General features: G+C 57.3%; 19 protein-coding genes. 6 read left to right on the forward strand and 13 right to left on the reverse strand.

The window, feature by feature from the left end; translation table 11 throughout:
- Window positions 1-17: 17 nt before the first annotated feature.
- From HKX44_RS13460 to tssA, 11 genes are all read right to left on the reverse strand, one after another.
- The gene (locus tag HKX44_RS13460; protein WP_276155658.1) at window positions 18-3,470 is read right to left on the reverse strand and encodes a type VI secretion system contractile sheath large subunit; all 3,453 of its coding nucleotides are present in this window, start codon (window positions 3,468-3,470) and stop codon (window positions 18-20) included.
- 8 nt (window positions 3,471-3,478) lie between these two features.
- Window positions 3,479-4,312 carry an ion transporter gene (locus HKX44_RS13465; RefSeq protein WP_276151918.1) on the reverse strand — a complete coding sequence of 278 codons (834 nt, stop codon included), beginning with the start codon at window positions 4,310-4,312 and terminating at the stop codon, window positions 3,479-3,481.
- A gap of 125 nt (window positions 4,313-4,437) precedes the next feature.
- Complete coding sequence (gene tssH / locus HKX44_RS13470) at window positions 4,438-7,146, reverse strand: type VI secretion system ATPase TssH (protein WP_276151835.1); 2,709 nt, start codon at window positions 7,144-7,146, stop codon at window positions 4,438-4,440.
- Between the two features lie 24 nt (window positions 7,147-7,170).
- Entirely contained in the window at window positions 7,171-8,202 is a 1,032-nt protein-coding gene (tssG, locus tag HKX44_RS13475; protein WP_276151836.1) for a type VI secretion system baseplate subunit TssG, read from the reverse strand.
- Window positions 8,166-10,043 (reverse strand): type VI secretion system baseplate subunit TssF, encoded by a 1,878-nt coding sequence (tssF, locus tag HKX44_RS13480; RefSeq protein WP_276151837.1) that lies wholly within the window; start codon window positions 10,041-10,043, stop codon window positions 8,166-8,168. The genes tssG and tssF overlap by 37 nt, the downstream gene beginning before the upstream one ends.
- A gap of 5 nt (window positions 10,044-10,048) precedes the next feature.
- Window positions 10,049-10,546 carry a type VI secretion system baseplate subunit TssE gene (gene tssE, locus HKX44_RS13485; RefSeq protein ID WP_276151838.1) on the reverse strand — a complete coding sequence of 166 codons (498 nt, stop codon included), beginning with the start codon at window positions 10,544-10,546 and terminating at the stop codon, window positions 10,049-10,051.
- Window positions 10,539-11,363 (reverse strand): type VI secretion system accessory protein TagJ, encoded by an 825-nt coding sequence (locus tag HKX44_RS13490; RefSeq protein ID WP_276151839.1) that lies wholly within the window; start codon window positions 11,361-11,363, stop codon window positions 10,539-10,541. Before HKX44_RS13490 ends, tssE begins: the two co-directional genes overlap by 8 nt.
- A gap of 93 nt (window positions 11,364-11,456) precedes the next feature.
- Window positions 11,457-11,972 carry a type VI secretion system tube protein Hcp gene (locus HKX44_RS13495; protein ID WP_276151840.1) on the reverse strand — a complete coding sequence of 172 codons (516 nt, stop codon included), beginning with the start codon at window positions 11,970-11,972 and terminating at the stop codon, window positions 11,457-11,459.
- A gap of 74 nt (window positions 11,973-12,046) precedes the next feature.
- The gene (gene tssC / locus HKX44_RS13500) at window positions 12,047-13,543 is read right to left on the reverse strand and encodes a type VI secretion system contractile sheath large subunit (RefSeq protein WP_276151841.1); all 1,497 of its coding nucleotides are present in this window, start codon (window positions 13,541-13,543) and stop codon (window positions 12,047-12,049) included.
- A 3-nt stretch (window positions 13,544-13,546) separates the two neighbouring features.
- A complete protein-coding gene (gene tssB / locus HKX44_RS13505; protein ID WP_276151842.1) occupies window positions 13,547-14,056 on the reverse strand; it encodes a type VI secretion system contractile sheath small subunit in 510 nt (169 codons plus the stop codon).
- Between the two features lie 77 nt (window positions 14,057-14,133).
- Window positions 14,134-15,159 (reverse strand): type VI secretion system protein TssA, encoded by a 1,026-nt coding sequence (gene tssA / locus HKX44_RS13510; RefSeq protein ID WP_276151843.1) that lies wholly within the window; start codon window positions 15,157-15,159, stop codon window positions 14,134-14,136.
- A 217-nt stretch (window positions 15,160-15,376) separates the two neighbouring features.
- Between tssA and HKX44_RS13515 the strand changes: the two genes are divergently transcribed.
- Genes HKX44_RS13515 through HKX44_RS13540 form a run of 6 tightly spaced genes read left to right on the forward strand, consistent with a single transcriptional unit; the run spans window position 15,377 to window position 20,206 of the window.
- The gene (locus HKX44_RS13515; RefSeq protein ID WP_276151844.1) at window positions 15,377-16,897 is read left to right on the forward strand and encodes a hypothetical protein; all 1,521 of its coding nucleotides are present in this window, start codon (window positions 15,377-15,379) and stop codon (window positions 16,895-16,897) included.
- A 17-nt stretch (window positions 16,898-16,914) separates the two neighbouring features.
- Window positions 16,915-17,343 carry a hypothetical protein gene (locus HKX44_RS13520; RefSeq protein ID WP_276151845.1) on the forward strand — a complete coding sequence of 143 codons (429 nt, stop codon included), beginning with the start codon at window positions 16,915-16,917 and terminating at the stop codon, window positions 17,341-17,343.
- 2 nt (window positions 17,344-17,345) lie between these two features.
- Entirely contained in the window at window positions 17,346-17,972 is a 627-nt protein-coding gene (locus tag HKX44_RS13525) for a MotA/TolQ/ExbB proton channel family protein (protein ID WP_276151846.1), read from the forward strand.
- A gap of 19 nt (window positions 17,973-17,991) precedes the next feature.
- On the forward strand, window positions 17,992-18,423 hold the full coding sequence (locus tag HKX44_RS13530; RefSeq protein WP_346348194.1) for a biopolymer transporter ExbD: 432 nt from the start codon (window positions 17,992-17,994) through the stop codon (window positions 18,421-18,423).
- Complete coding sequence (locus HKX44_RS13535; protein ID WP_276151848.1) at window positions 18,420-18,818, forward strand: biopolymer transporter ExbD; 399 nt, start codon at window positions 18,420-18,422, stop codon at window positions 18,816-18,818. Before HKX44_RS13530 ends, HKX44_RS13535 begins: the two co-directional genes overlap by 4 nt.
- Window positions 18,815-20,206 carry a DUF4384 domain-containing protein gene (locus tag HKX44_RS13540; RefSeq protein WP_276151849.1) on the forward strand — a complete coding sequence of 464 codons (1,392 nt, stop codon included), beginning with the start codon at window positions 18,815-18,817 and terminating at the stop codon, window positions 20,204-20,206. Before HKX44_RS13535 ends, HKX44_RS13540 begins: the two co-directional genes overlap by 4 nt.
- Here the strand turns inward: HKX44_RS13540 and HKX44_RS13545 are convergent.
- Window positions 20,203-20,901, reverse strand: coding sequence for a CpXC domain-containing protein (locus HKX44_RS13545; protein ID WP_276151850.1), 699 nt, complete (start codon window positions 20,899-20,901; stop codon window positions 20,203-20,205). The two genes, HKX44_RS13540 and HKX44_RS13545, sit on opposite strands and share 4 nt — an antisense overlap.
- Entirely contained in the window at window positions 20,901-26,009 is a 5,109-nt protein-coding gene (locus tag HKX44_RS13550) for a hypothetical protein (RefSeq protein WP_276151851.1), read from the reverse strand. The genes HKX44_RS13545 and HKX44_RS13550 overlap by 1 nt, the downstream gene beginning before the upstream one ends.
- Between the last annotated feature and the right edge of the window lie 186 nt (window positions 26,010-26,195).

Below are 26,195 nucleotides of genomic sequence, written 5' to 3' on the forward strand. Positions count from 1 at the left end.
GGCGTAATTTCCCTTGCTCAAAGATCGGCCAGCAGCGCAGCCAGTTCGGCATCCATGTGTTCATCATCAATAATATCTTCGTCAGTATCATCCGCATCGAGATCAAAACCTGACAGCAAATCGTCCAGATCATCGTCATCCCCAGCGGCATCGTTGTCGTGTCCGTCCGCACCACCGGATGTGGCTTTGGGCGGTTGTGGTGCAGAGGGCGGCGGCGGTTGCTCGCCACTCCAGGGGCCCAAAATATCGCCCCCTCCCAACGACTGGAAAGAAGCCAGCCGGATTTCGTCACGCCCCTTGATCGACACCACAGGCAGGTAACCCCGCCCTAAAACGGTCTCGACCTTGTCCAGTGTCAGGTTGCGTTCGGTACAGGGCAATGCCACCTGATCGCCAAAACGGTCCAACACAAAATGGTAGGGCATATCGCCAAGCGACATGATTTTCCCTAACGCCATCGACGGGCCATTCTCCTTGAAGGAGCGCGCCAGCAAAATGGCAACCAGAACAACCGGGTTCCCCCATAGCATACCAGACAATCCGGCACTTTGGGTGAATTCTTCAAAATCAAACTCGTATATAGGTTCTGTTTTGGCACCATATGGCCGGCGCATCAAGAAGCGCGGTGTGGCCAACGCCAGATGCCGCGCCTCAGGCATCGCCCGCAACCTGTCCCATTCGGCAGCCACCAGCGGATGACGGTCCGGTTTCGCCGTTTCGATAAAACCCGGCGTGATGGCGGCAAAGAACGGCGCATCGATATGTGCCGCAACCCGTGCGATACGGCCCAAAAGCTGCGCATGGGGTGGTGTTTCCTCAAAGGTGTACATGCCGATTAAGGCAGAATAGGCTCCACGCCCGAACTCCTCGTCCATTGGCCCTTCGGTCAACAGCCGAGCAAGACCGCTGTTTGACAGGTCATCCGATTGCGTCAGGTCTGCCGCGATTTCCTCGGCTGAAATATCGTACAGCACCACCTCAAGCGTATCATCGGTCTCCACACTGCGGGCGATCAGATCAAGCGCGCGCCACTGCGCTTCGACCGACTGGAACTCGGGGTGATGCAGGACCATGCGCATCGCCCCCGACAGGGCATCATCGACCGCGCCCGCCATTGCGGTCGCATCTGGATCAGGCAGTTTGCGAATATGCGGCCCCACAACACGGGCCATCAGTTCATCCACTGGCGAAGGCTGTGCCAAGGTCTTTTGCGTATCGCCAATCAGCTGTTGAAAATCACTTAACTTGAGATCAGCGCGTACCGTGTTGCCGCCAGATGTCGCCCGCGCCGGTGCAACCGCGCGCCCGTGCTGTTCGCCCCAAGCGACCAGCGATTTGGCCGCGTTTTCCGCTGTGCCGCCCGCGCCCAATTGCGCCTTGAGCCCCTTCAGCGCCGCAAACAGTTCAACATTTTCATAAAGCTCGTCCGGATGCAGATCGTCCAAGCCACCCAGCTTGACCTCGACCCCGGCGCCATCCTTGCCAATGGGCAGAACAAGTGTGGTGGCAAACCCTTCGATGACATCCTCAACTGTATCTGTATCCAAGATAATCGGCTTGCGTGCCGCAAGTGTGTCACCGACCTCGATCAGCCCATGCGCCGCACGTCCGGTAAAATCCCCAAGCAAGGCGATACGAAAGCGTTTGCGTTCCAGTTTCTGCGCATCAGGGCGTTCACCACTCATGGTGCCAAAGGCCAGTTCGGGCTCTGCGCTGAGGGTCGCCTTGGCCGTCTTGACCTCTGTTTCAGCTGGCATATCGCTCTTTCCCTCTTCTGCTGTCGCCGCCTCGGCATCTTTGTCCTCAGAGACTTCAGTGTCCAAACCATCAAGCAGGGCGTCCAGATCGTCTCCCTGCGCCGCAGGCTCCTCATGCAGAGTTTCGGGTGTCACGTCGCCGGAGGGTTCGCTTTCAACCCGGTCGGGCTGTGGCACTATGGGTGCAGGCTCTGTCGTGGCTGCGTCACTCTGTTCCGGCGTGTCATCTTCTTCTGCCTCGATCATGTCGTCTTGCAAGCCAGCAAGCAGCGCATCCAGATCATCAACTGCAGGGGGCGCTGGCTCCTCTTCCTGCGGCTCCTCAAGTGCCCCCAATAGGGCGTCAAGATCATCGTCTTCCTCGTCTGGCACGTCAGGCTGCAAATCCGCGAGGATCGCTTCCATCTCCAGAGCGGCCTGCGCTTCCTCTTCGGCGGCAAGGGCCTCCGCTGCGTCAGGCTCCGTTCCCTCTGTCAGCGCAGGAGGGGCCGCTTCAACCTTCGGTGCCTCAGAAACAGGGTCGACCAGCGCTGGTGTATCAGGGTCCGCGTCGGGGGCCGATGGTTCGACATCCGCCAACAGATCCCCGACATCCTCATCAGCGGCCTGCGCAGTATCGTCACCGCCCAGATCATCCAACAATGCCTCCAGATCGTCCGGCATGGTCTCCACCGCTTCAGGTGCGTCAAGGTCAGACAGGATGGCATCCAGATCGTCGGCTTCCTCGATCTGCTCGGGCGCTTCCAAACCGGCAAGGGTCGCTTCGATATCGTCCGTTTCCGGCGCATCTTCGACGCGTTCGAGATCGGCGAGGATGGTGTCTGAGGTGTCCTCGGCGGCGTCTTCTTCTACCGCCTCAATTGTGGCCAGCACATCAGTTGCGTCCGGCGTGGTCTCCACCGCGCCAGGTGCGTCAAGGTCAGACAGGATGGCATCCAGATCGTCGGCTTCCTCGACCTGCTCGGGTGCTTCCAAACCGGCAAGGGTCGCTTCGATATCGTCCGTTTCCGGCGTATCCTCGACGCGTTCAAGCTCAGCTAGGATGCTGTCGGAGGTGTCCTCAATCTCTTCGACTTCGATGGCTTCGATGTTGGAGAGGATGTCATCGGCCTTCGGGCCCGTATCGGCCTCAGGCTGCTCTGCCATACGCAGCGCATCGAGGGCCTCTGTCGCATCATCGGCAAGGGTGCCCCCCTCTGCGCCGATTTCCACCGTACGGAGGGCATCCAAAGCTGCAGCGCTGTCGTCGGCGGTTGGACTGTCGGGAACAGCCATCGTGCGCAGACCATCCAGAACAGAACCGCTGGTGTCCTCTTCCGGCTCAGGCAGTTTGATCGCCCGCAGCGCATCCAGCGCATTTGCCTGCTCATCAATTTCAGGCACAGAGTCAGATGTGGCACCGTCCATATAGGCGAGCAGGTCGGCGAATTCGGGACGGTCCACCAGTAGCTGCCGCAGGGTGTCAGCGCGCGCGGCCTTTGCATTGGGATCAAGGTCGGTCAGATCGCTAAACCCTTCCACATCGATTTCGAAGAACCCGCGGTCCTCAATAGAACGGGCATCAATCTGTGCAGGATCGCAAAGGTCGCTGAGAACCCCCAGAACGAAGGGCAGCTGTGCCGGTTTGACAGGTTCGTAAAGCGCCAATTCGTAGGCTGTATGCGCACGGGGTGCCGCATTGCTGTGGATGAATTTCTGCGCCTTGCCCGCCATCGAAAATCCTAGCCCCCCTTCTTGCCGTTGGCCGCATTGATCTCGGCACGCAGGGCTTTGACCTCTTCCATCAACGCCATGACATTGCGGTCCACGGTGTCGGTCTCGTCACGCACCAATTGGCGCAGGTTGTCGAACTCGGCCTCGGTTTCTTCCTCCACCGCGTCTTGCATCGTGTTGACCAGCAGACCGATGAACAGGTTCAGAACCGAAAACGCGGTGATGATGATAAAGGGCACAAAGAATGCCCATGCCGAGGGGAATTCCTCCATCACCGGGCGCACGATCCCCATTGACCAGCTTTCCAATGTCATAATCTGGAACAGGGAATACAGTGAGCGACCCAAGGTGCCGAACCAATCGGGGAAGGCCGTGCCATACATCAAGGTCGCCATGACGCCAAAGACGTAGAACACGATAGAAATCATTACGATAACCGCGCCCATGCCCGGCAAGGCATCCAGCAGTGCCTGAACGACGGCCCGCATCTGGGGCACAACCGACAGCAGGCGCATGGCACGGATCACCCGCAAGCCGCGCAGCGCTGAAAGGCCTTCCTGACTTGGCAACAGGCCAAGGCCAACGACCATGAGGTCAAAAATATTCCATGCGTTTTTGAAGAACGCCATGCGGTAGGCGAAGAACTTGAGCAGCAATTCAGCGACAAAGATGACCAGTACAAGATTGTCGACAACAGATAAAATGCCGCCGATCCGATCCATCAGATAGCCCGATGTCGACATGCCAAGGGTGATCGCATTGAAGATGATAATGCCCAGAATGGTGTTTTTGAACCGGTCACCTTCAACCAGATCATAGACCCGCGCACGGGCTGCGCTCATCTTTGGTTTGTCCAGTTCTGCCAAGGTTTTCTCCGTTGGATCGGTTGCGGATATGTCAGGGGCACCGCGTGGAAATGCCCCTGATGATTATGTGCAGGGCTGATGCCGCCCCTGTGGCGACACCGTCAGTTGAACGAATAGGTAAAGTTGCTATCGGTCACGTCGATTGAAACCTTGTCGATGGACTTACCCTCCATCATGCGGCGCAGGAACTCTGCCGAGATATCCGGCAACATGGTGTTGGTCACAATCGCGTCGATCATGCGCCCGCCGCTTTCCAGTTCCTGACACCGGTCCACAATCAGGTCGACAACCGCATCTGAGTATTCGAACGGCACATCATGTGTGCTTTCGACGCGTTTCTTGATCCGGCCCAATTGCAGCTTGGTAATCTCTGCAATCATATGTGGGCTAAGCGGATAATAAGGGATCGTCACCAAACGGCCCAAAAGGGCGGCGGGAAAGATCTTCAGCAAAGGGTCACGCAGGGCTTTGGCAATGCCCTCGGGTTCGGGCAACAGATCGGGGTCACTGCACAGGTCCATGATCAGATCGGACCCGGCATTCGACGTCAGCAGGATCAGCGTGTTCTTGAAATCAATTGTGCGGCCCTCGCCGTCTTCCATCACGCCCTTGTCAAACACCTGAAAGAAAATCTCGTGGACATCAGGGTGGGCTTTTTCCACCTCGTCCAACAATACGACAGAGTATGGTTTGCGCCGCACCGCTTCGGTCAGCACGCCGCCCTCGCCATACCCGACATAGCCGGGAGGCGCCCCTTTCAGGGAGCTGACGCTATGCGCTTCCTGATATTCGGACATGTTGATGGTGATGACGTTCTGTTCGCCGCCATAAAGCACCTCAGCCAGCGCCAATGCGGTTTCCGTCTTACCAACACCAGAAGTCCCGGCCAGCATGAAAACACCGATCGGTTTGTTAGGGTTATCAAGGCCGGCACGGCTGGTCTGGATACGTTTGGCGATCATCGCCATTGCATGATCCTGCCCGATGACCCGTTTGCCCAGATGTTCCTCAAGGCTAAGGACCGTGGCCAGCTCGTCCGACACCATGCGCCCGACAGGAATGCCTGTCCAATCGCCGACCACGCTGGCGACCGCCTGTTCATCGACAATCGGCAGGATCAGCGGGCTTTCGCCCTGTGCCTCATGCAGTTTGGCATTTGCCGCTTTAAGCTTTTCCATCACCTCGGCGCGGGCCGCATCGTCCAGCGCGTCATCGCCGCCTTCGGGGGCAATTTCGGCCCCCTCTTCCACTGGTGCGCCACCTGCGCGCAGTTGCGACCGGAGGTCCAGAATTTCGGCAACGATCTCTTTTTCCACATCCCATGCCGCTTGCAGTCCGGTCAGACGTTCCGCCACTTCGGCTTTCTCGGCCTCTACTTTGGCGCGGCGCTCGCTGACATCATATCCGGCGGTTTCGTCCCGCCCAATGATCTCAAGCTCTGTTTCCAGCGCTTCGATCCTGCGTTGCGCATCATCCACTTGTGCAGGCACCGCATGTTGACTGACCGCTACGCGCGCGCAGGCCGTATCCAGAACGCTCACAGATTTATCGGGCAGTTGCCGGGCCGGAATGTAACGGGCCGAAAGCGCAACGGCTGCCTCGATCCCCTCGTCCAGCACCTGCACCTTGTGGTGGTTTTCCAGCATCGACGCGATGCCGCGCATCATCATGACGGCCTTGGGCACATCCGGTTCATCGACCTGCACCACCTGAAAGCGGCGGGTCAGCGCAGGGTCTTTTTCAATGTATTTCTTATATTCGGCCCATGTGGTCGCGCCGATCGTGCGCAGCGTGCCCCGCGCCAGCGCCGGTTTCAGCAGGTTCGCCGCATCACCCGTGCCCGCGGCACCGCCTGCCCCGACAAGCGTGTGCGTTTCATCCACAAACATGATGATCGGTGTCGGGCTTGATTGCACCTCGTCAATGACCGAGCGCAGGCGGTTTTCAAACTCGCCCTTCATACTGGCACCTGCCTGCAACAGCCCCACATCCAGCACCAGCAGGCGCACATCCTGCAAGGCGGGCGGCACATCACCGCGCGAAATGCGCAGGGCAAACCCTTCGACCACTGCGGTTTTGCCGACACCCGCCTCACCTGTCAGGATCGGATTGTTCTGACGACGACGCATCAGCACGTCGACAATCTGGCGAATTTCCTCGTCTCGGCCAACAATCGGGTCAATCTCGCCATTGCGGGCTTGTTCTGTCAGGTCAGTACAATATTGCTCAAGCGCCTCACCCTTGCCCATTTGGGCCGGTGACATGGCATCTGATGCCTCGCCGGGGACCGCGCCGCCACCCGTGGTTGATCCGTCCTGCGCGCCCATGCGCTCTTCCGGAGAGCCATCAGTCGCCTCATGGAAATTCTCGGCCAGATCATCATGTTTGATCTTGGCAAGCTCGGGCGAAATGCCGGTCAGGATGTTGCGCAGGGCCGGCGTTTTCAACATGCCCAGCAGCAAATGTCCCGTGCGCACATTGGAAGAGCTGAACAGCAGCGATCCGAAAACCCAGCCGCGCTCCATTGCATCCATCAGATGGTCTGACAGATCGGAAATCGCAGAGGCACCGCGCGGCAGCCCATCCAGATTGCGGGTCATTTCAGCGGCAATCTTGCCCACATCCAGATCATAGTGATCGACAATCCGGTGCAGATCACTGTCTTGTCCCTGCAAAATCTGGTGCATCCAATGCACGACTTCAACATAGGGGTTGCCACGCATTTTGCAAAAGACGGTGGCACCTTCTACGGCTTTATATCCAAGACTGTTCAGCTTACCGAACAATGCGACTCTGCTAATCTCGCTCACTTTAATATCCCCTCATTATACATTTTACGCGGCCCGCCCCCGAGGCGTCAGAAACAAATCCTCGGCATCAGGGCGCGGTGTGTCATCCTCGCGCTTTAAATCGATCCAGGATGTCTGACCCAGACGGGTGGTTCCGCCCAGCACCGACCGTGGCACCTCGTCACCCTTGAGGATCAGCTGCACATCCCAATCAAGGCTGTCGCCCACATAGGTGCGCACAATGGACTCCAGCCGGTCAAACCCGTCCGTCCCCGGCATAAACCGCTCGTAACGTTCGCGGCTGAGCGGGCCAATACGGATGCGGAATTTCGATGCCCGGCTCCAGACTTTGCTGCCCACACTTGTGGTTTGGCCCAGACCCACGGTGCTGCCCAGTTCCCAGCAATCATCCGGTTCAAGATGCAGCCATGCGCCGACAAACTGGTCGATCTCTGCGGGCACATCAAAGAAATGGCTGATCAATGAAATCAGCCCATCCGGGTTTTTGGTCCCCTGCGACATATAGGCGGCAAAATGGCGACGCGCGACATCGGGCATCGCGTCACGTTCCTGAAACCCGTCCCCGCGATATCCCGCAATTGCCGCAACACGGCGTTCAAAAACATCGTCGCCCCGGTCATAGCTGGGGGCCGGACTGCCGCTGCGCCATGCGCGATAAAGCAGGCTCATCATTCGGTGGGTCAGCATATTCGCGAAGGCCACAATCGTGTTATCGCGGTGGTTGCGCTGCCGGTTGCGGGCATATTCCGTCAGGTGCAACGGCAGCGGCCCTTGCGGCCCGAACAACCCGAAAAACCGACTGATCATGGTACCGGGCACCTTGTCAGTGCCGGGTTTGAAACTGCGGATGGTAGAGGGCGGAAAGGACAGTTCAGCCTCTTGGCCCAGACGTACGCGGTCTTCGCGGGGTCGGCGCGATTCACCCAGACGCGGCGCATCCGGATAGGCCGCATCAATTACGCGCATTGCCTGAAAAACATGATGTTCTTCAGGGTTTTCCACCAGCTTGGCGAAATGTCCTAGAGTGTCTGGCCCAGGCCGCTTGTCGGTCGCCATCTGGCGATTTCCCCCCGTCGTTCGGTCTTCAAGACCGTCTCAGTAAAACTGTTGATGGTTGTGTATTTGCGGAAAAACCGCTCCATTACGGCGCCCAGCACATAAACGCTGGTGCCTTCAAAAAAGGTTTCGTCAAATTCGATTGTAATCTCTAATCCGCGCACCGCGGTGGACAGCACCTCGTCACTCATCCGGCGCACAATAGGCCGGCTGGATACATTGGTGATGCCTTCCAACTGCTTTTCGGTCACGCGGTTGCCAAGCGGCGCATAGATCCCGATCAACTCGCGCAGCGCCTCAGCGGAACTGCCATCAGTGGTCTGCGCAATCGACAGGTAATTCAGCGACAAATGGCTGATCAGCCGCCAAGCGGTATCGCCCTGCGCCAGCGTTGGATGTGGGCGTGTCGGCGAAATCGGAGTGCGCACTGTTTTGACCGGCCCGCCATCGGGCAGGTGGAAAACATTGTCATCTCCGACCGACAAAAGCATCGGCAAATCACGGTTGGTACAAAGAGCGGTGACCGCCAGTTGATCCAGCTTGGCCGAATAGGGCGCCTGTTTTCGATCCACCAACGACAGATACACTTCGGAACCAAGATAGGAGGTGCGCACACCGCGCAGCCGTTCTTTCTCGCTGCGTTGGCGCATTTTGCGGCTTTGCGTATAGTAGGTTGCGTGCATGTCACCGGCGGCGGTGAAATCAGTGGCGGAATAGAACGGACGGAAATCCACATCATCAGCCCCGTCGCCACTGATGCCAGTCACGGATTCTATATTGTAAATCTCGAAGTCCAGCCCCGCCGTGCGGTTTGGCACAACATGTTGTTCTGTGTCCCGCGCTGTGACGTGCAACCGGTCACAGCGTTTGCGAAAAAGATTGACCGCAGGTACAGCATTCAGCCCAAAAGCGTCCGGTGTGATGGCAGGTGCCAGATCCTTGTTGCCATCCCCCAGCAGGATGTAAATGTCGACCTCGCCGCCCTTGGCCTTGCGCAAGGCCGGTTGCAAGCCGCCGAGGTTCACAAACATGAACCGCTCGGGCATTGCGAAATATTCCTGCAACAGGCGGTAGCCGTCGAATGTGCGTCGTGGTGTTGGCAGTAACGCCTCTTCCGGCGTCAGCCCGACCTGTTTCAAGGCCCCCTGCGGCAATCCCAACGTCCAGTCGGCCCGCCGGTCAGCCGAACGTCCGGCGACCCCTACGGTTTGCGTGCAAAGCAATTCGTGCAGCTGCCAGCTGCGCCCGGACTGGCGATCCAGATACAGGGTCAGATCATCCATGCTGAGTTCTGAAATCGGATCCCCGTCCAGCCGCTTTAACCGCAACCGGATGCCAGCGCGGGCCTTGCTGCTGGTGGCGACACCTGCGGCAACCAGACCGCCACGGCTGTCGATATACTCCGCTTCGGAAATCTCGATTGGCCACATGGTGATCGGATGCGCGGTACGAAATTCACAGGCGGTCTGTTCACCCTCCAACAAACGGCTGCGTACGGTTGTATGGCGCGGCAGGACATAACCGGTCTTCATCCCGGCATTGGCAAGATCGGGTGTAAACTGTGCAATCATCATCGACGGCGTCGGTGCCAGATAATGCGGATAGATGATCTCCAGCAGATGCGAGGTGAAAACCGGAAACTGCATTTCCAGCTCCAGCTGGACTCGGGCAGACAGAAACGCGACCCCTTCCAACAGGCGCTCGACATAGGGGTCCATGACCTCGACGCCTTCCATCCCCAGACGGGCGGCAATCTTGGGATAGGCATCGGCAAATTCCGCCCCCATATCCCGCATATAGGACAGTTCGTTTTCGTAATGTCTGAGCAGTCGGGTATCCATCGCGCCTACCCCACCCTGTCGAGCGAAATCTCACCCGTGGTTACGTCGACCTTGCTGCGCAGATACAGTTCAAGCGGCACCGGCTGAGCCCACATGTCTGCATGGATATCAAATGCAATCTGTGTCTCTCCCTTGGCCTGTTCGGTGCGCAGTTCGACGGCTGTCGACCCCGCGATGATCCGCGGTTCATGTACCGAAATGGCGTTCAGAATGGACTTGCGGATCAGCTCTGCGCGCACGGATGTCGAATATTCCCCCGCCACCTCGCGCACGCCATAATTTAAGACCGATTTCGAAACACTCGGGTATTTCTCAGGGTCCAGCCTGCCGCCAAGGCTATGGGTGTTCAACAGCCATGAAAGATCCCGTTTGATGATCTCGCGCAGGCGCGTGATGTCGATGGCGCGATGGGCACGGCTTTCTTGCTTTTGGGTTGGTTCCTCGTCGGTTAGCCGGTCCAGAAGGGACGGCTGCAACCGTTCAGCAAGCATCTTATCAGCCATTCTGTGCAGCCTCTTCCGGCTCGTCCGGGCCATGATCAAAGACCAGTTCGCGCACATCAAGCAGGGCGACGTCATCCTGATCAGTTGCAAACAACCGCTGGCCAACTCCGACAAACGTCTCGCCACCGGCATCCATCCAATTGGTTGAACGGGAAAGTTTCTCAGCATCGCCACCGTTTTCCGGCGTTCCTGCATAACGGGTCGGGATCAGGGCAACCACTTCGCCACCATTGCGCAGGGTCACTGTTGCGGCGGTCCAGACCGCGTCGCGCAAATCGGCGGGTTCCTCGATCGCCAGCTTTGAAACCTGTGCAAACGGCAGCCAGAAATAGCGCCCGTTGATCACAATTTCCAAGACCGGCCCCATGCGCATGTCCGCATCCGCAATCCATTCGAACGCCGCACCATTCACCGTTCCTGAACTGGCCGGTGCCTGATCAAATGCCTGTGTGCGCAGCGCTGCAGCCTCGTCTGGTTTGCCCTGTGCCAGCATCTTTTGGGCCTCAATCAACAGGGCAAGCCATGGCTCTGGCTCGCCAAAAACCATCGGCTCTTTTTCGCCTTTAAACACCTTTTCGCGGTAGACCTCGCAAATGATCCCCTCGCGATAGGTCTGGGCCATCATCAAAGCTAGCGGGTCCATTTCACCGCTCAGCTTCAACTGGTTGATCGCCCGTTTCCAATCCCCCAGCACACACAAGAGTTGAAACAGGAAAATCCGCAGCTTGGCATCCGCAGGTTCGGCACGCACCCGGTCCTGCAAGGCGGTAAGAGTGGCAGCCAGATCGCCGGATTTAAGATGTTCTTCGGGCGTCATAAGACAGCCTCCGCTCGGGTTAGGATACGAGGAAAAAGCGCGCAGTTAAAATTAGAGGAGGTCGCGCGCGGTACCCCGCGCGCGACACCGTTATCAATCGCCGGAATAGGTTTCCATTTTGCCGGAACGCAGGTTCCAAAGGAACTCGTTCTCTTTGGCAAGAGCGCCTGTCGCCTGATCGGTGTGGTGGTATTCCATTTTCACACCCACATAGGCCAGCGCCCATGTTTCTTCTGGAATGCCATCCGCACTTGCCGAAATGCTGTATTTATCGACAATCACGTTCTTGAAGGTCCAGATGGCAAAAGGCTTTAGCCCTTCGCCATCGCCGTCACCCGCACGACACCAGTGCATCGTCACGGAATCCTTTACCGTGCCGTTGGCCACGGCCAGCGCCAACAGGTTCGACGCTTTGCCGACCTGGGATGTCAGTTCAATTTTCTGGAAGTTCGTGTTTGCGTGCGAACGCTGGTTCGAGCCCAGATCGGTCATGTCCACCGCGCGCTCCAGTTCAAAAGAAGCAGATTCCAAAACGATCCAGTTTTTGTGGTTCCCTTCGGTGCCGTCACCGGGGATTTTGTCGATTTCCATGAACATGTTAGCAGCCATTGTGCTATTCCTTTCAAAAAGTCAGTTAAGATTAAGTTAGACGGTAGTGGCGGACCCCAAGCTAATTCGAGGGATCAGGCGCCTTTTTCAGAAGGGAGCTTGGACACAAGCCGCAATGAAACCGAAAGACCTTCCAACTGGTAATGTGGGCGCAGGAAGAACTTCGACGTATAATATCCGGGATTGCCTTCCACCTCTTCGACAACAACTTCTGCTGCTGCGAGCGGCTTCCGCGCCTTCTCATTTTCCGACGAAATGTCGGCATTGAAATCAACGTAATTGTTGATCCACTCTTGCAGCCACCGTTCCATGTCCTGACGGCTTTTGAACGAACCGACTTTATCGCGCACCATGCATTTCAGGTAATGTGCAAAACGGCATGTGGCGAACAGGTAAGGCAGGCGAGCTGCAAGATTTGCGTTGGCCGTCGCGTCCGGGTCATCATACTCTGCCGGCTTATGCAGGGATTGAGCGCCCATAAAGGTGGCGACGTCCGTGTTTTTCCGGTGGATCAGCGGCATCATGCCATTCTTGGCAAGCTCCGCTTCGCGCCGGTCGTCGATGGCAATTTCTGTGGGACATTTCTGATCCACGCCACCGTCTGTTGTTGGAAAAGTATGCGAAGGCAGGTTTTCCAACGTACCGCCGGATTCAACGCCACGAATGCGCGAACACCAGCCGTATTCCTTGAATGAACGGTTAATATTAACCGCCATGCCGTAGGCCGCGTTGATCCAGCCGTACTTGCTGTGATCCGAGCCATCAGTGTCTTCTTCAAATGCAAAGGCCTCGACAGGCTCGGTTTTCGCACCATAAGGCAAACGCCCCAGAAAGCGCGGCATCGCAAGGCCGACATATTTGGAATCCTCGCTTTCACGCAGGGATTTCCACGACGCATATTCCGGTGTCTGGAAAATCTTGGTCAAATCGCGCGGGTTGCTCAGCTCTGACCAGCTGTCCATCTGGAACAATTCGGGCTTGGCCCCTGTGATCAATGGCGCATGGCCAGCCGCGGCAATCTTGGCCATCTCGCCCAACAGCTCAACATCCTGCGGGCTGTGGTCAAAATGGTAATCCGCCACCAGAGAACCGTAAGGTTCGCCGCCCAGTTGCGAGAACTCTTCCGTATAAAGCTTCTTAAAGATCGGCGATTGATCCCATGCGGTACCTTTGAATTTGCGCAGGGTCTTGTGCATCTCTTTCTTGGAAATGCTCATGAACCGGATTTTCAGGTTCTCATCTGATTCAGTGTTGTTGACCAGATAATGCATCCCGCGCCACGCGCTTTCCATTTGCTGGAACTCTTCGTGGTGCAGGATCAGGTTCACCTGCTCTGTCAACTTTTTGTCAATCTCGGCGACGATGCCTTCGATAGACCGCAGGGCATCGTCAGAAATCAGTGCGGTATTGCTCAGCGCTTGTTCCGCCAGTGCTTTGACCGCAGATTCAACCGCCGTCTTGGCCTGATCGGACTTTGGGCGGAATTCCTTTTGCAGCAGGCTTTCGAACTCAGAGGAGCCAAAAGCCGTTTCACCGCCAGCTGCTTCTACTTGGACGTCTTCTTCGGCCATGGGTTATTCCTCCTCTTTCGCGTCAGGCTTTGGCTGTGCTGCCAATGTCTTAAGCAGCGCCGGATCCTGCATGATCTTGCTGATCAGATCCTCGGCACCGGATTTACCATCCATATAGGTCATCAGATTGCTAAGCTGGGTGCGCGCATCCAGCAGCTCGGCCAACGGTTCGACCTTGGCCGCGATGGCGGCAGGTGAAAAATCATCCATGCTGTTGAATGTGATATCGACGGCCATATTGCCCTCACCTGTCAGCGTATTGGGCACGGTAAAGGCGGCGCGCGGGGCGATCGATTTCATCCGGTCATCAAAATTGTCGACATCAATCTCAAGGAACTTGCGATCCGCGACGGCGGGCTGTTCTACCTCGGATTTTCCGGCAAGGTCACTCATCACACCCATGACGAACGGCAGCTGCACTTTTTTCTCTGCGCCATACAGTTCGACATCGTATTCGATCTGGACGCGGGGGGCCCTATTGCGAGCAATGAATTTCTGGGAACTACCGGCCATGAAGGGCTCCTTGGTCTTGAATAAATGAATGCAGGAACAAGCCTGCGGTGAAAATAAACTCTGGGTCGGCGGACGGGTCAGTCACCCTTGATCCCTCCGACATTCTTCGCCTGCTCTAATCCCTGCGGCGCAATTTCTTTCATGATTGTCAGGAAATCCGCACCGACCAGTTTCTTTGCCCGCTCCAACAGGATCGGCATCGGGCTGGAGGGTTCCTGACGTTCGTAATAGCTGATGATCCGGTCCAATGCGTTTGACACATCAGAGGGGGATTGAATGCCCGCCGGCGCGCTGGCCGCAACCGGTGCTGCGCCCTCGGCCGGTGCCTCACCCGCGGCGCCCTCGCCACCCTCTTCGGGCACAACCGCGTCTCCGCCAACCGCTTCGGATAGCCGGCGCACAACCTGGTTCAGCACCTTTTGCACGTCTTCCAGATCAGGACCCTGCCCCGGCGTTTTCTCGACAAAAATAGCGTCGATTGCTTTGAAATCAGCCTGCGCACTGAGCGCAGCGGCCAGAAAATCCGACAAAACCTGCGAATCGGTGTCCTGAAATGCCGCGCTGATTGCCGCACTGTCGGGCACTTCCGTCATGCTGGCTGGTGCCGCTGACACCCCTTCTGCAATCTCGATCATCCGCAAACCCAAACTGCCGAACATCCGGCTTTCGGTCAGCGGGGCCTTGCGCAGGGCGCGGATTACAGTGTCGGTGCCATTGAACCCCTGAACCGCGTTGATCCGCATGGTGGGGTCATTGTCATCATCTTCGTCCAGCTCGGGGTGGCAACTGTCCCAATATGTCTCCAGACAACCGCGCACAAATGCCGTCGCTTGGGCAAAGCCGGTCAGGCCCTTGGTATGCAACACCGCTTCAGCAAAAAACACAGCAGCACGAATGTCGTGGCTGCGCTCCATGACCGCGACGGCCTTTTTAACAACGTCGCCAAAATCAGGATCCTCGGCTTCAAGAATCTTGTCGCCTTCCTGCCGTTCCTCGCCGGGCTGAGCGGCCAGCTCCATGTCGACAAAACCCGGATCATATTCGAGGTTCTCACCGCTCGGCTCATCATCCCCATGGGGCTCAAGCAGTTTAGCAACGTCCATTTGTAGCCCCCCAAAAGCTGGATTTTACGTCATCGGCAGCAGTGGAACAGTTCGAATTCTTAGGTCAAAAAATTTCAAACTGTTGAAAACAATAAATAAAAAAACACTTATACCCCCATCGAAATTGCGTGAAGGCAAATGCAAGCTTGACCTATAGTCAGCCTTATCGTCAATTCTATGTCAATGGCTTTCCACCGAAAAACGCGAGGAATCTAAATTGGCCTATGTCCCGATGAAGACCGACGAGCTTAAAAAAATGGTGATGATGGGCAAAAAGCGCCCAATGAATTTTGCCTATAACCCCGGCCCCAAAGAAGAAGATCTGATGATCATTGACCGGATCAAACAGCCGGATGTCCTTGGTCGGATCGCGAAAAAAGAGGGCAAAGGCACCAAGGTGGCCGCCGGTACATTTGAGTTGGAAGGCAAGAAGTTTTCAATAAAAGTAGCCAAGGAATTGCCCGGTCTGGCCAAAAAGCTGCGCAAATATCTCAAGAAGCTGGATTTTTCTTTCAGTATCGAAGTGCTTGATCTGGAAGGCGCGGTACTTGAGGCGGATTTGACCGACGAGGAACGGCAGGCGCAAGAAGCCAACACACCAACACCGGAAACCCCACAGAAAACCGTAGAAAAGGCCGCGCCCGAAGACGACGGCCGGTTGACCCAAGTTCAGGACGGCAAACAGCCCGAAGCAAACATGCCCGATCCCGAACCGGACACCACCGTCGCGACGGAAACCACCACCGAAGACCCCGAAATCGCCGCCCGCCGCGCCGCGTTGGGCACCCGGTTGCGCGGCTTGCAGGCCCCCATCGCCGATCTGGGTAAATCCGGGGTTCCATTGGGCAAGGCGGCAGGGGCTGTCGTCGCCCAAATCAAGGCCGGTTCCCTTGATACTGCCGATGCGACCCTAACCAAAATAGAAGCGGGTCTGGCGAAAGCACAGGCGCGCAAATCCGCAACCAATGACGCCAGCCAGACGGATCGACAAGCCGCCGAAGCCACCCCAGCTGCAGAGGTGGAAAACACCGCGGATGAGCGCGTGCAACAAGCAGAGGCGGCGCAAGACACCGCGCCGGATGACGGCAAGGCCGCAGCCCGGGCAAAGCAGAAATGGGAGGCCATGTCGGGGCAAATCCAGACCGGTGTGGATACCGCGATGCAGGCCAATCGCGGAGACCTGGACAGCATTAACCGCGCCTTCAACTTTGCGAAATCACAGGCCGATGCAGGGGAATATCAAAGCGCAATCGCAGCCGCGACCAATACCGTTAAACTGTTGAAAACAGCGGCCACCGCGCCCGCGAATGCCCGCACGCAAGAAGCCGAAGAAGGTGTACCGGACAACGTCATCGCCTATCGCAAATCTCGCATCGACTGGAGCAAGACCCGCACCGGCCTGCAAGCCGAATTGACCAAGCTCAAAATCGCGATCGAGGCCCAGACTAACGGGATCGAAGGGTTGGAAGAAGTTGCCAGCAACACAGAGGTTTTGTTCGACTACCTTGATGAAATTGATGCCTCACTTGAGGCGACGCTCGACGCCCTGCTTGCCACCCCCGACGGGCCAGCACGCGAGAAATTAAAGGACGAGGCGATCAAGATCGTCGCAACCTACCGCGCCACATTGGACAATGATTTCTTTAAATCGGTGGATGACAATGGCTTCACCAATACCACCATTCGCACCACTGCTTTGACCGCGCTTTTTGGCGTTGAAACCGCTCTTGCGGCCTAAGTACCAGAGGAGGTTCCATGAGATTTCCAAGGATTATCAAAGGCCTGTGTCTGTGTCTCGCGTTGCTCTCGCCGATGACCCTTGCGGCGCAAACCAACGGGCTGACGGTTGAGCTGAACAAGGTCGAGCCCGCCGATTCAGGTGGATGCAGTGCGTTTTTCCTGTTTCGCAATGAGACGGAAAACAGCTTTGAAGGCTTTGAGATGTCGCTGGCAATTCTGGACACAAGCGGTGTGATTGATCGGTTGCTGTCAATTGATGCCGCTCCTCTGCCGGTCAACCGCACCACGTTAAAACTGTTCGAGATACCGGAAATCTCCTGTGAAAATATCTCTGAAATCCTGCTCCATGATCTGACGTCCTGCCGCCCGCAAAACGGTGATGAAATTGACTGCTTCCCCCTTCTGACCCTGCACAGCCGCGCCCCTGCGGCTTTGGTGAAATAGCGATGTCGTTTGATCCCGGATCACTGGGTGCTGGCGGCATCATCATCGTGGTTCTGGGTCTGTTATCGGCCCTGTCGCTCACGATTATCCTTGTTAAGATCCTAGAACTGCTGCCTGCACGCACGGGTGCGGCGCGGCGGGAAACCGCGATTTCCCTTTGGGCCTCAGGCGATAAAGCACAGGCGCAAGAGACTGTGAACAATGGGAAAAGCCCGGCGGATCGGGTAATGATCTATGCCATGACGTCGCTGACCAGCGGGTTCACCGGACCATTGTTAAACGCCGAATTGCTGCGCCGCGGGAATGAGGAATTCGCCAAAATGAACAGCCTGATCCGCGTGCTGGAATTGATTGCGATGATCAGCCCGCTTTTGGGTTTGCTCGGCACAGTGTTGGGCATGATCCAGTCGTTTCAAGCGCTTGAGATGGCCCAAGGGGCCGCAAATGCGTCGATCCTTGCCGGCGGCATCTGGCAGGCGCTTTTGACCACTGCCGTGGGTTTGCTGGTTGCTATTCCCGCAGCGGTGGGGGCCACGCTCTTGTCGGCGCGTGCTGAAAGCGCCGCCCAGATGATTGAAAATTCGGTGGGCCGTTTGATGCTGGTCGAGGAAAACCCGAACGCCGTCTGAACCAGAGCGGAGCAGGATGATGACCGAGAGCCCAGCCTTGATATTAAAGCGCCCGCCCCCGCCGCGTGCGCTGATCTCATTGGTTGCAATGATTGATGTGTTGTTGATTTTATTGGTATTTTTCATGGTCACCTCAACCTATCTGGATCTTGATATGATCCCGGTCCTGTCACGGGACAGCGAACAGGGACAGGCAACACCGCAGAACAAGGCGCAGCCGCTGCTTGTACGGATCGGGGCCGATGGCGCGCCGGTTATCCGGGGGCAAACAGTGTCCTTTGAGCAGTTTGGCGCGCTTGTGCAGGCCCGGCTAAGTGCAGAGCCGACCTTGCCGGTGATGATCCTGCCCACCGGCGTGGCACAGACCCAGGCACTGGTTTCGGTGATGGATGCCGCCACCAAAGCAGGCGCACGGCAGGTTCGGGTGATCCGGCTGGAAGCGCGGCCATGAGGTTGACGCGCCCTGCCCCGCGATCCGCGCCCGAAACGATCATTCCGCTGATCGACGTGGTGTTCTTTTTGTTGGTGTTTTTCATGCTGATTGGCCGGATGGATGCCACCGCCCCCTTTACGGTCACCCCCCCCATCGCCGCCACCGGATCGGACATGCCCGCAGGTGGCATCACCCTGTCCGTCAGCGCATCTGGCGAAATGGCGGTGGACGGCACCGCAACCGATGCACCACTTGAGCAGATGCTTGACCGCATTACGAAAACGCCCGAAACGCTGGTGCGGATCAACGCCCATCATGCCGCTGAACTGCGTCATATCCTGCCGCTGATTGCGGCGCTTGAAGCTGCAGGCGCGCAGGATGTGGCGCTTGTGGTGACCCCTGCAAGCCAATGAGGAATTCAGCCGCCATATGGGTCTTGGGCGGCGCGGCCTCTGTCGTATTAAACCTTGGCGCGGCAGCGGGATTATTGGCGGCGATGCAGCCACAGCCGGTCGTCGACCAACCTGCCGCCGCAAGCCGCCTGAACGTCACAGCACAGGAGGTCACCCGCAGCGATGCACGTCAAAGGCCCCCTGACAGCAAGGAGGCGCAAGAAACCACGACAGACGCAACCCGGTTGAATGGCGGCGCAATTGCGCATTCTATGGCCAGCCCCGAAGCCACGCCATCCAAACCAGTGCGAACACAAGTGCCTCAACCCACCGCTGTGGCGCGTTTGCCTGCCCGCGCGCCAAACCTGACAGCCATGCAACCCCTTGTCCGCAAGACCGGCACCACAGCTTTGGCCACACAAGCGGCCGCCACAATGCAACCCGTTGTTTCCAAAACACACTCCACACATCCCAAGCCAGCAAAGCTGACGCCAGGCACCCCTGTGGTTCTGGCCGGCTTGCCTCAACCGCCTGACACCCCCTCTGTGGTGCCACAGGCACCGACCATAAATTCAGCACCGCAGCGGGCCCCAAAGGTCACAACCGGCACCGCCATGCTTGCCTTTCCCGCCAGTGGTCCGGTGGATCCGGTGTCCCTCGCCGCCTTTCAAAGCTTTACCCAGCCGGGCGCCGCCACCGGCGCCGCACTGCGCGACGATCTGCAACGCGCCTTGTCTCTGCCCTGTTCAAGGATGCAGGTAACATTTGATCCCGACACAACAACGCTAACGCTCAGCGGTCATGTGCCCGAGGCCAGCCAACGCGCGCCGGTTCTGGCCGCCTTACAGGCGCAGATGGGCAACGACATAACCGTTGCCGGAAACCTCTTGGTCCTTCCTGCGCCGCAATGTGGCGCACTGAGCGGCATTGCCGATGTCGGGCTGGCGCAATCCACGGATCAGATCACCAACAGCCTGATCGTCGGGGCCGACACCCACGCGCGCAGCTTTCGATATCTGGCCGGTGATCCTTTGGTGATGTCACTGACCGCGCCGGATTATCCCGCCTATGTTTATGTTGATTATTTTGATGCGGATGGGAACGTAATCCATCTGTCGCCCAATGACCAAACGCCGCTGCAAGCGGTGGCCGCGGAATCGGTCCTGAACATCGGGGCAAACAGCGCTGATGCTCCGGGGCTATTCGTCACCATTGGTCCGCCCTACGGACAGGAAATTGCCGCTGCATTCGCGGCTTCGGTGCCACTTTATAACGGCAACCGCCCCTTGGTCGAACCGGCCGCCCCTTATCTGGACTGGCTGCGACAACGGGTGGCACGGGCGCGCGCAGAACATGCTGATTTCAAAGGGGAATGGGTCTATTTCTTTGTTACGACAGCACCGACTTAGGCGGCGTTTCGCCCCGCCCCCAGATACATTTTCTGCATGTCGACAAACAATCCCTGCGTCAGACCGCGCCGCACCTCGGCCCATGCGTCCTGATTATCGGTGATCTCTACCAGCAACGCCTTGTTACACTCAAACGCCTGCAAGATGTCCTCGCTTGCGGTCTCGATCCAGACAAAACGCAATGCCGCGTCGGTCACATCCGTCACCCGCAGTTCCACCCCTGCACGCAGCGGCGCTTCGGGCAGACGGCGCAGCAGGTCCAGCTTGAGCATCTCGATCACCACATCATCCAGCCCCTGTTGGCGCAAAAACAGCTTTTCGCGCATTGCAGGCCAGCCAAAGGTCAGACGCGGCACTAGCGCTGCCCCGACGTCCTGCGCACTGGCTGATGACGCGGTGCCATAGCTTTCGTCAAACAGCGCCTGCACCTCATTCTCAAGCGTCAGATAATCGCCGATCTGGCGTGGCGGATAGGCCGCCAACCACAGCCCCAGCTCTACATCCAGATAGTTCACCACGGGTTCCAGCCGCAGTGCCTCGTTGCATGAGGGGCAGATCACATTCTGGAACGTATTGTCCAAAATCGCTTCGCGCAGATCGGGGCGGCGATCTGCGTTGACACTACCGGCGGCTTGAAAATCGGTAACCGTGTCACAGGCCGGGCACTGAATAGAAGTTGTTTCGAACAGGGACATCAGGCGTCTTCCTTCAGGCAAAGTTTGGCAATCTCGTCGCGGTGCGGGTGGTTGTCATTCAACCGGTCCGACGCAACAGCGGCATAGATTTCTGAAAACCATTCTCCCGGTGCGCGGAACTGATACCCCGAAACCGCATATTTACGCTGGTCTGTGCTGTATCTGGACCAATCCCCCTCGTAGCTTTCGACATAGGTATGGTTGCCAATCGCACAGGCCGCCGCAACGCTGGCGGATTGCCATGGCTTGTTCCCCGCACGGGCACGATCAACAAAGTTGCGGCATTCCTCCATCCGGCGGCGCCATTCCTCCCCGTCACAGCCCACAGGATCAGGCACAGGCATTTTTCGCCCCGCCGCCCCCATCATGTATTCCGCGACATAATCAGCATCAAACTTGAACTCGTTCGCAATGGCTGTCGCCGGTTCCTTGACGTTGGCACCGTATACTTTCCACCCCGCCAACCGTTCACCGTGCTTTTTCATATAGCCCAGCTTGTCATCCACAGCGTGGCCAACCTCGTGTAGGGTGTTCCACGAAAATCCGGTCCGCGCCTGTCCCGGTTTGGGCAGGGCATCTTCGTCAATCTCGCCAATCTCGTGTTCGATCGAAATGCCATAAATGCGAGAGTTGGCTTCGTCACCGTCCCGCATCAGCACCTTTTTCTCCTGCGTATTATAGGCCGACCCCAACCCCTTGCCGCCGACCTGTTCAAAGGTCAGCATACTATCGTTGTCCAACGTATTGCTTTCAGGCAGCTTCGACATCACGTCATAGAACCTGCGAATATTGGCGGCTGGCAGCTTCTGCCCCTCGCGATCGACATCTGTGATTGTCCCGCTGGCATCAGCCTCTTTCAGGTCCAGTTTGCATCCGAACCGCGCCTCGAAGGCCACTGCCATCACACGCCGTTGCACTGACTCCTCAAGGTTTTGCACAATGCTATCAAGGTTTTCGATCCCGCCGGGGGCATCCAATATCGCGGCAAGATCTTCGGGTTTTGGCTTGCGGTTGGTCGCCAGTTTCGCCCGCAGCTTTGCCATATCAACGCGGATCACAGCTTTCTTCAGCTCCGCTTCGGCTGAACTATGTTTGCGGTCCGCCGCCCGTGTCGCCGCCGTGTCGAGCAATTTGCGCACCTCGGTCATATCCTCGCGGATCAAATGGCGCTGTTTGCTTTTCTCCAATGTGGTCATCGCAAATTCGATGGGTTCACGATTTTGCAGATAGGCAGCCTGTGCATCAATGACCTTGCGCAGGTCGCGCAGCGCCGCGATGGCCTCTTCCACGTCAATCTGGGTCTGGGCGCGGTTGGATTTCGACAAGCGTGCCGCAGACATCGCCAGATCAAGCGCCGCGATCCTGTCCTTTATCTCGTCACGGGCAAAATCCGCCTCGGTACCACGTTTCAACAATGTCGCCGCCACCCCGCGTGCAACCGCCGCAGCATCGTTCAACTGATCATATTGCGCCAGCAAAACCGCGATGCCAATACAGGCATCAACCACCTCTTCCAGCTCACGTCGCGCGGCGTCAAAATCGGATTCTGCAAGGGTCTCGGCGGCCTGCAACCGCGCTTCATTCTCCATAATCTCGCCATGGGCATACATCGCTGACATCTGCTTTTTGAAACCGTCCAGCGTCTGACGGGTTTTCGCAATTGCGGTCAACAGCCCATCGGCATCTTCGGTAGGCAAATCCTTAATGTCCGCAGTCATTGCCGTCAGATTATCGACCGCATCCGCCGTGCCTTTGGCTGCATCGCACTCAAGTTTCAACTCTTCCAAAAGCGCGATTGCTATTTCAAAATCAAAACCTTGCCCCTTGCGTTCGGCATTCCGCTCTTTGCCTTCCAGCCGGCTGAGCAAGGTTTCAATCGCCGGTGAATTCATGCTTTGGACACGTGCCAGCGCCTCTGCCGCCTGCGCCTTGCGCAGAACATAGCGGTCATAGGTATCCAGCAAGGCCGAGGCCGCAATGACCTCTTTGTCAAACCCGTCCAGACGTTTAAGCGCCCCGCCGAAATTCTCCAGCTTGTCCTGAACCACAGCCGCCTCAAACCGCGCCCGTAAGGCAAGCACTGCATCATTCCCAGGTCCCGCCGCAGGGTCAGAGCGGATTTCAAGGTCATCCAGTTTCTGTTCGTAATCAATTTTTACTGGCAGATACCGGTCAAAGCTCTCGGCCTTTTTGCGCGCGCCCATCATCACCCAATAGGCCTGAGAGGCGATTTTGAATGCCGCCTCAAAACTGCCCTTGTTTATCGCCTCCTGAGCCGATGCCAGCAGGTTGGCCTTCATCGCTTCTTCCTGCGTGGTGACCGCATGGCCAACCTCGACCCCCAAACGGGCCGGCGTAAAGTTCAACATCACCCCCAATGCGGTCTTGCAGGCAGTGCAGGTGGTCGCATGAAATCCGGCAAGCGCGACCCCTTTCGCCGCCTTGGCCTGAGCATCGGACAGTTTCCGTTGATCGAAATCCGCGTTCATCCCGTCCAATATGGTTTTGATCCGCGCCGCGTGTCCGTCAAGGTGCGGCGTCACATCCACGGCGGTATAGGCGGTGATGGCGGCGGTCATTTTCACGCGCGCCTCTTTCACCGTACCGGTATAAAGCTGCATCGTGGCCAACCCCCGGCGTGCAACAGCCTGCGCTGTACCCAACACCTTAATCGCCCCGGCAAAATCATAGCTCGGTGCGCCGGCCGTTTTTTCCGCCGCGGCAAAATTGTCTTCGGCTTCTTTTATATCCGCGTCGATAATGTTTTCCGCGTTTTCGCCCTTGGCCCGCGCAATCACCGCCTCTGCGGTAACTTTCTGTGCCGCGAAACCAATGGATGCCGTGCAAATTTTTGTAATCCGCTGACAGGTTTCAACTGCATCGTTCAGAGTATTTTCCGCACGTGTCAAATCCTTGGCCATCAATGCCTCGACAGATTTGGCAGAGGCATCTGCGGCCTTCAAATCATCTTCGAAAACATTATGTTTATCAAGAGATTGCACATGAGACAGAACTTTGGAAAACGCGGCATAGACCGGCCCGAATTCAGTGTCAGAGGTCAATGTCATCTTGCCCCCGCCACCCTGCGCGCCATCAATCAGATTGGCGGTTTCAAAATCATCCAGCGCACGTTTCAATTCAAGGTTGGCATTCTCCAACAGGTTTGTACCAGCCGGCCAGTTCCCCCGCTCTGTCGCGGCAAAAGCGTTGCTTTTCATGTCTGCCGCATTTTGCTTGGCTTCCATCGCATCCGGTGATGTTGCGGAATTCAACTTGGCCAGCGCCGCCTGAAATTTGGCATCTTCGGCGATGTAATCCTTGGCCTGTTCCGCCAGCCGGATCATTGCGTCATGGTCATCCTTACCGCGCAGGCACATCGCAAGGGCCAGCTTGAAATCACCGCTGGCTTCTGCCGCCTTGCGCTTAATGTCATCACCGACAAGCCCCTGATAATACCCTTCGATCGCGATGCGTCCACCGGGCCCTTTTGTGGCCCGCACGGTGCGGGCACGCGCCTTGAATTCGCTTTTCTCGGTTTGGTACTGGGCAATCAACATGCCCTTGTCGAATAGGCTCTGCTTGGCAAAAGCGCAAAGCGCACCCAGCGCGGCAGAGGCTTTTCTGTAATTGCCAGCGGCGGCATCATCATTGGCTTGCGTGGCTGTTTTGACGGCATAGGCCATATCAGTGGCCAGCAAGGTTTGCGCCGTCGCGGGCACATTGGCCAGAACATGGGCGTGCCAATCCTCCCAGTTCTTCTTCATCTCCAGATAGTTATCAGCAAACCGTTTCACCTCCAGCAGGTCATCAACCGCTTTGGGTATGCTGTTGAGAAGGGTCAGCGCGCCACTCATCTGGCCGGCCTTGCGCGCCGCTTCGGCACGGGGCAACAGCTGAAGTGCCGCCGTATGATCCGCCCGCAACGATGCCACGGGATAACTTGTTGGTGCCGGCAGGCTCGTCAACAGCGCCTTGCGGGCATTAAAAACAGTGGCGTAATTGGCAAAATCATCCGCGAAATCAAGCGTGTCTTTCAAATCATTGCGCACCACCGCCAGCTGTTGGCTGGCCTGTGTGTATTCATGTGTCTTGGCCTTGGCCGCGGATGCCGTATAGGCGGTTGTGATCTCGTCAAACTTGGGTTTCACATGGGTATTCTTGCCGTAGGGGTGCGCCAACATCACCTGATACCGCACCTGAAATGCCGCCTTGTCCCGCACCCATTCCTGCGCCTGCGCAATCAGTTTCTGCGCATCCCGGTTTACAACCTGATAGGCCGCCTCGGCATCATCAGCCAGATCCGCCAGATCACCAACATCGGCCTTGGCCGCTTCATCCAGCTTGCTCTGAACAGACTGGCATCCCATCCGCAGGGCCAGCGGGACATTCTCTGCACCAAACTGCGCGGCAAGTTTCTGGCGCAGGGCCTCAAGCTGGGTATGGGCATCACTTAACCGACTGCGGGCCGCCAGCACCTCCAGCGACAATCCCTTTTGCGCCGCGGCCTTCACCCCCGCCAATGCTTCTGCGCGCTGCTCAAAGGGGTTCTGCCCCGCCGTTTCCGCATCACGCATCATCACTTCAAGACGCCCCATCGCCTTCAGCGCCGCATCAAGGTCCTTAGGGTCATTGGTTGCTGTCCCGCTGGCAAATTTCTCCTGAACGAACGCCCATGTCAGGGCAATGTCGCTTTGCCCGTCAAAGGCACCATCCTTGGCAACAGCGGGGTTTTCCGTGTCCATCCGCGCCATTGCTTTCTCAAGCTGCGCATGTGCATTCGCCGCGTCGTTCTTTTTGACGTGTAGCTGCATGGCATTGCGCACATCGTCGATCTGTTGATGCCCGCCGGCAAAATCCAACGCCTTAGGATCTTTTTCGATGATCGCTTCGGCTGCGCGCAACTGGCCCAGAAACACCGACCGCAATTCGGGGTCTTCGATCCCCCCGATCTCTTCACGCAGCAGATCATGTTCCGCATTAAAACGCCGGAACTGCTCCTTTGCATCCCGTCGGGCCTGCTTTTTGACCTTACGGTTGAATACCTTGGGCACTTTCAAAAAGCGCTCGATAAAATTGCTCTGCTGCTGGGTCAATCCTTCGATTGCCATTGCACGGTCCTCCAAAAGAACGACTCAATCCTGCCGGGAAAAAATGTCAGATATAAAAAATAAGATGGCAGTCTCGTGCCAAGTCAAAACCAGCAACCGTTTCAATGCAAGTTTTTTCCGACAATCTGTCAGGCCCCGAAAAGAACCCCGTGTTACAGGGCTTTGGCTTCATACCTCTGATTGCAG

Source organism: Sulfitobacter sp. M05 (genome assembly GCF_029285175.1).
Taxonomy (GTDB): domain Bacteria; phylum Pseudomonadota; class Alphaproteobacteria; order Rhodobacterales; family Rhodobacteraceae; genus Sulfitobacter.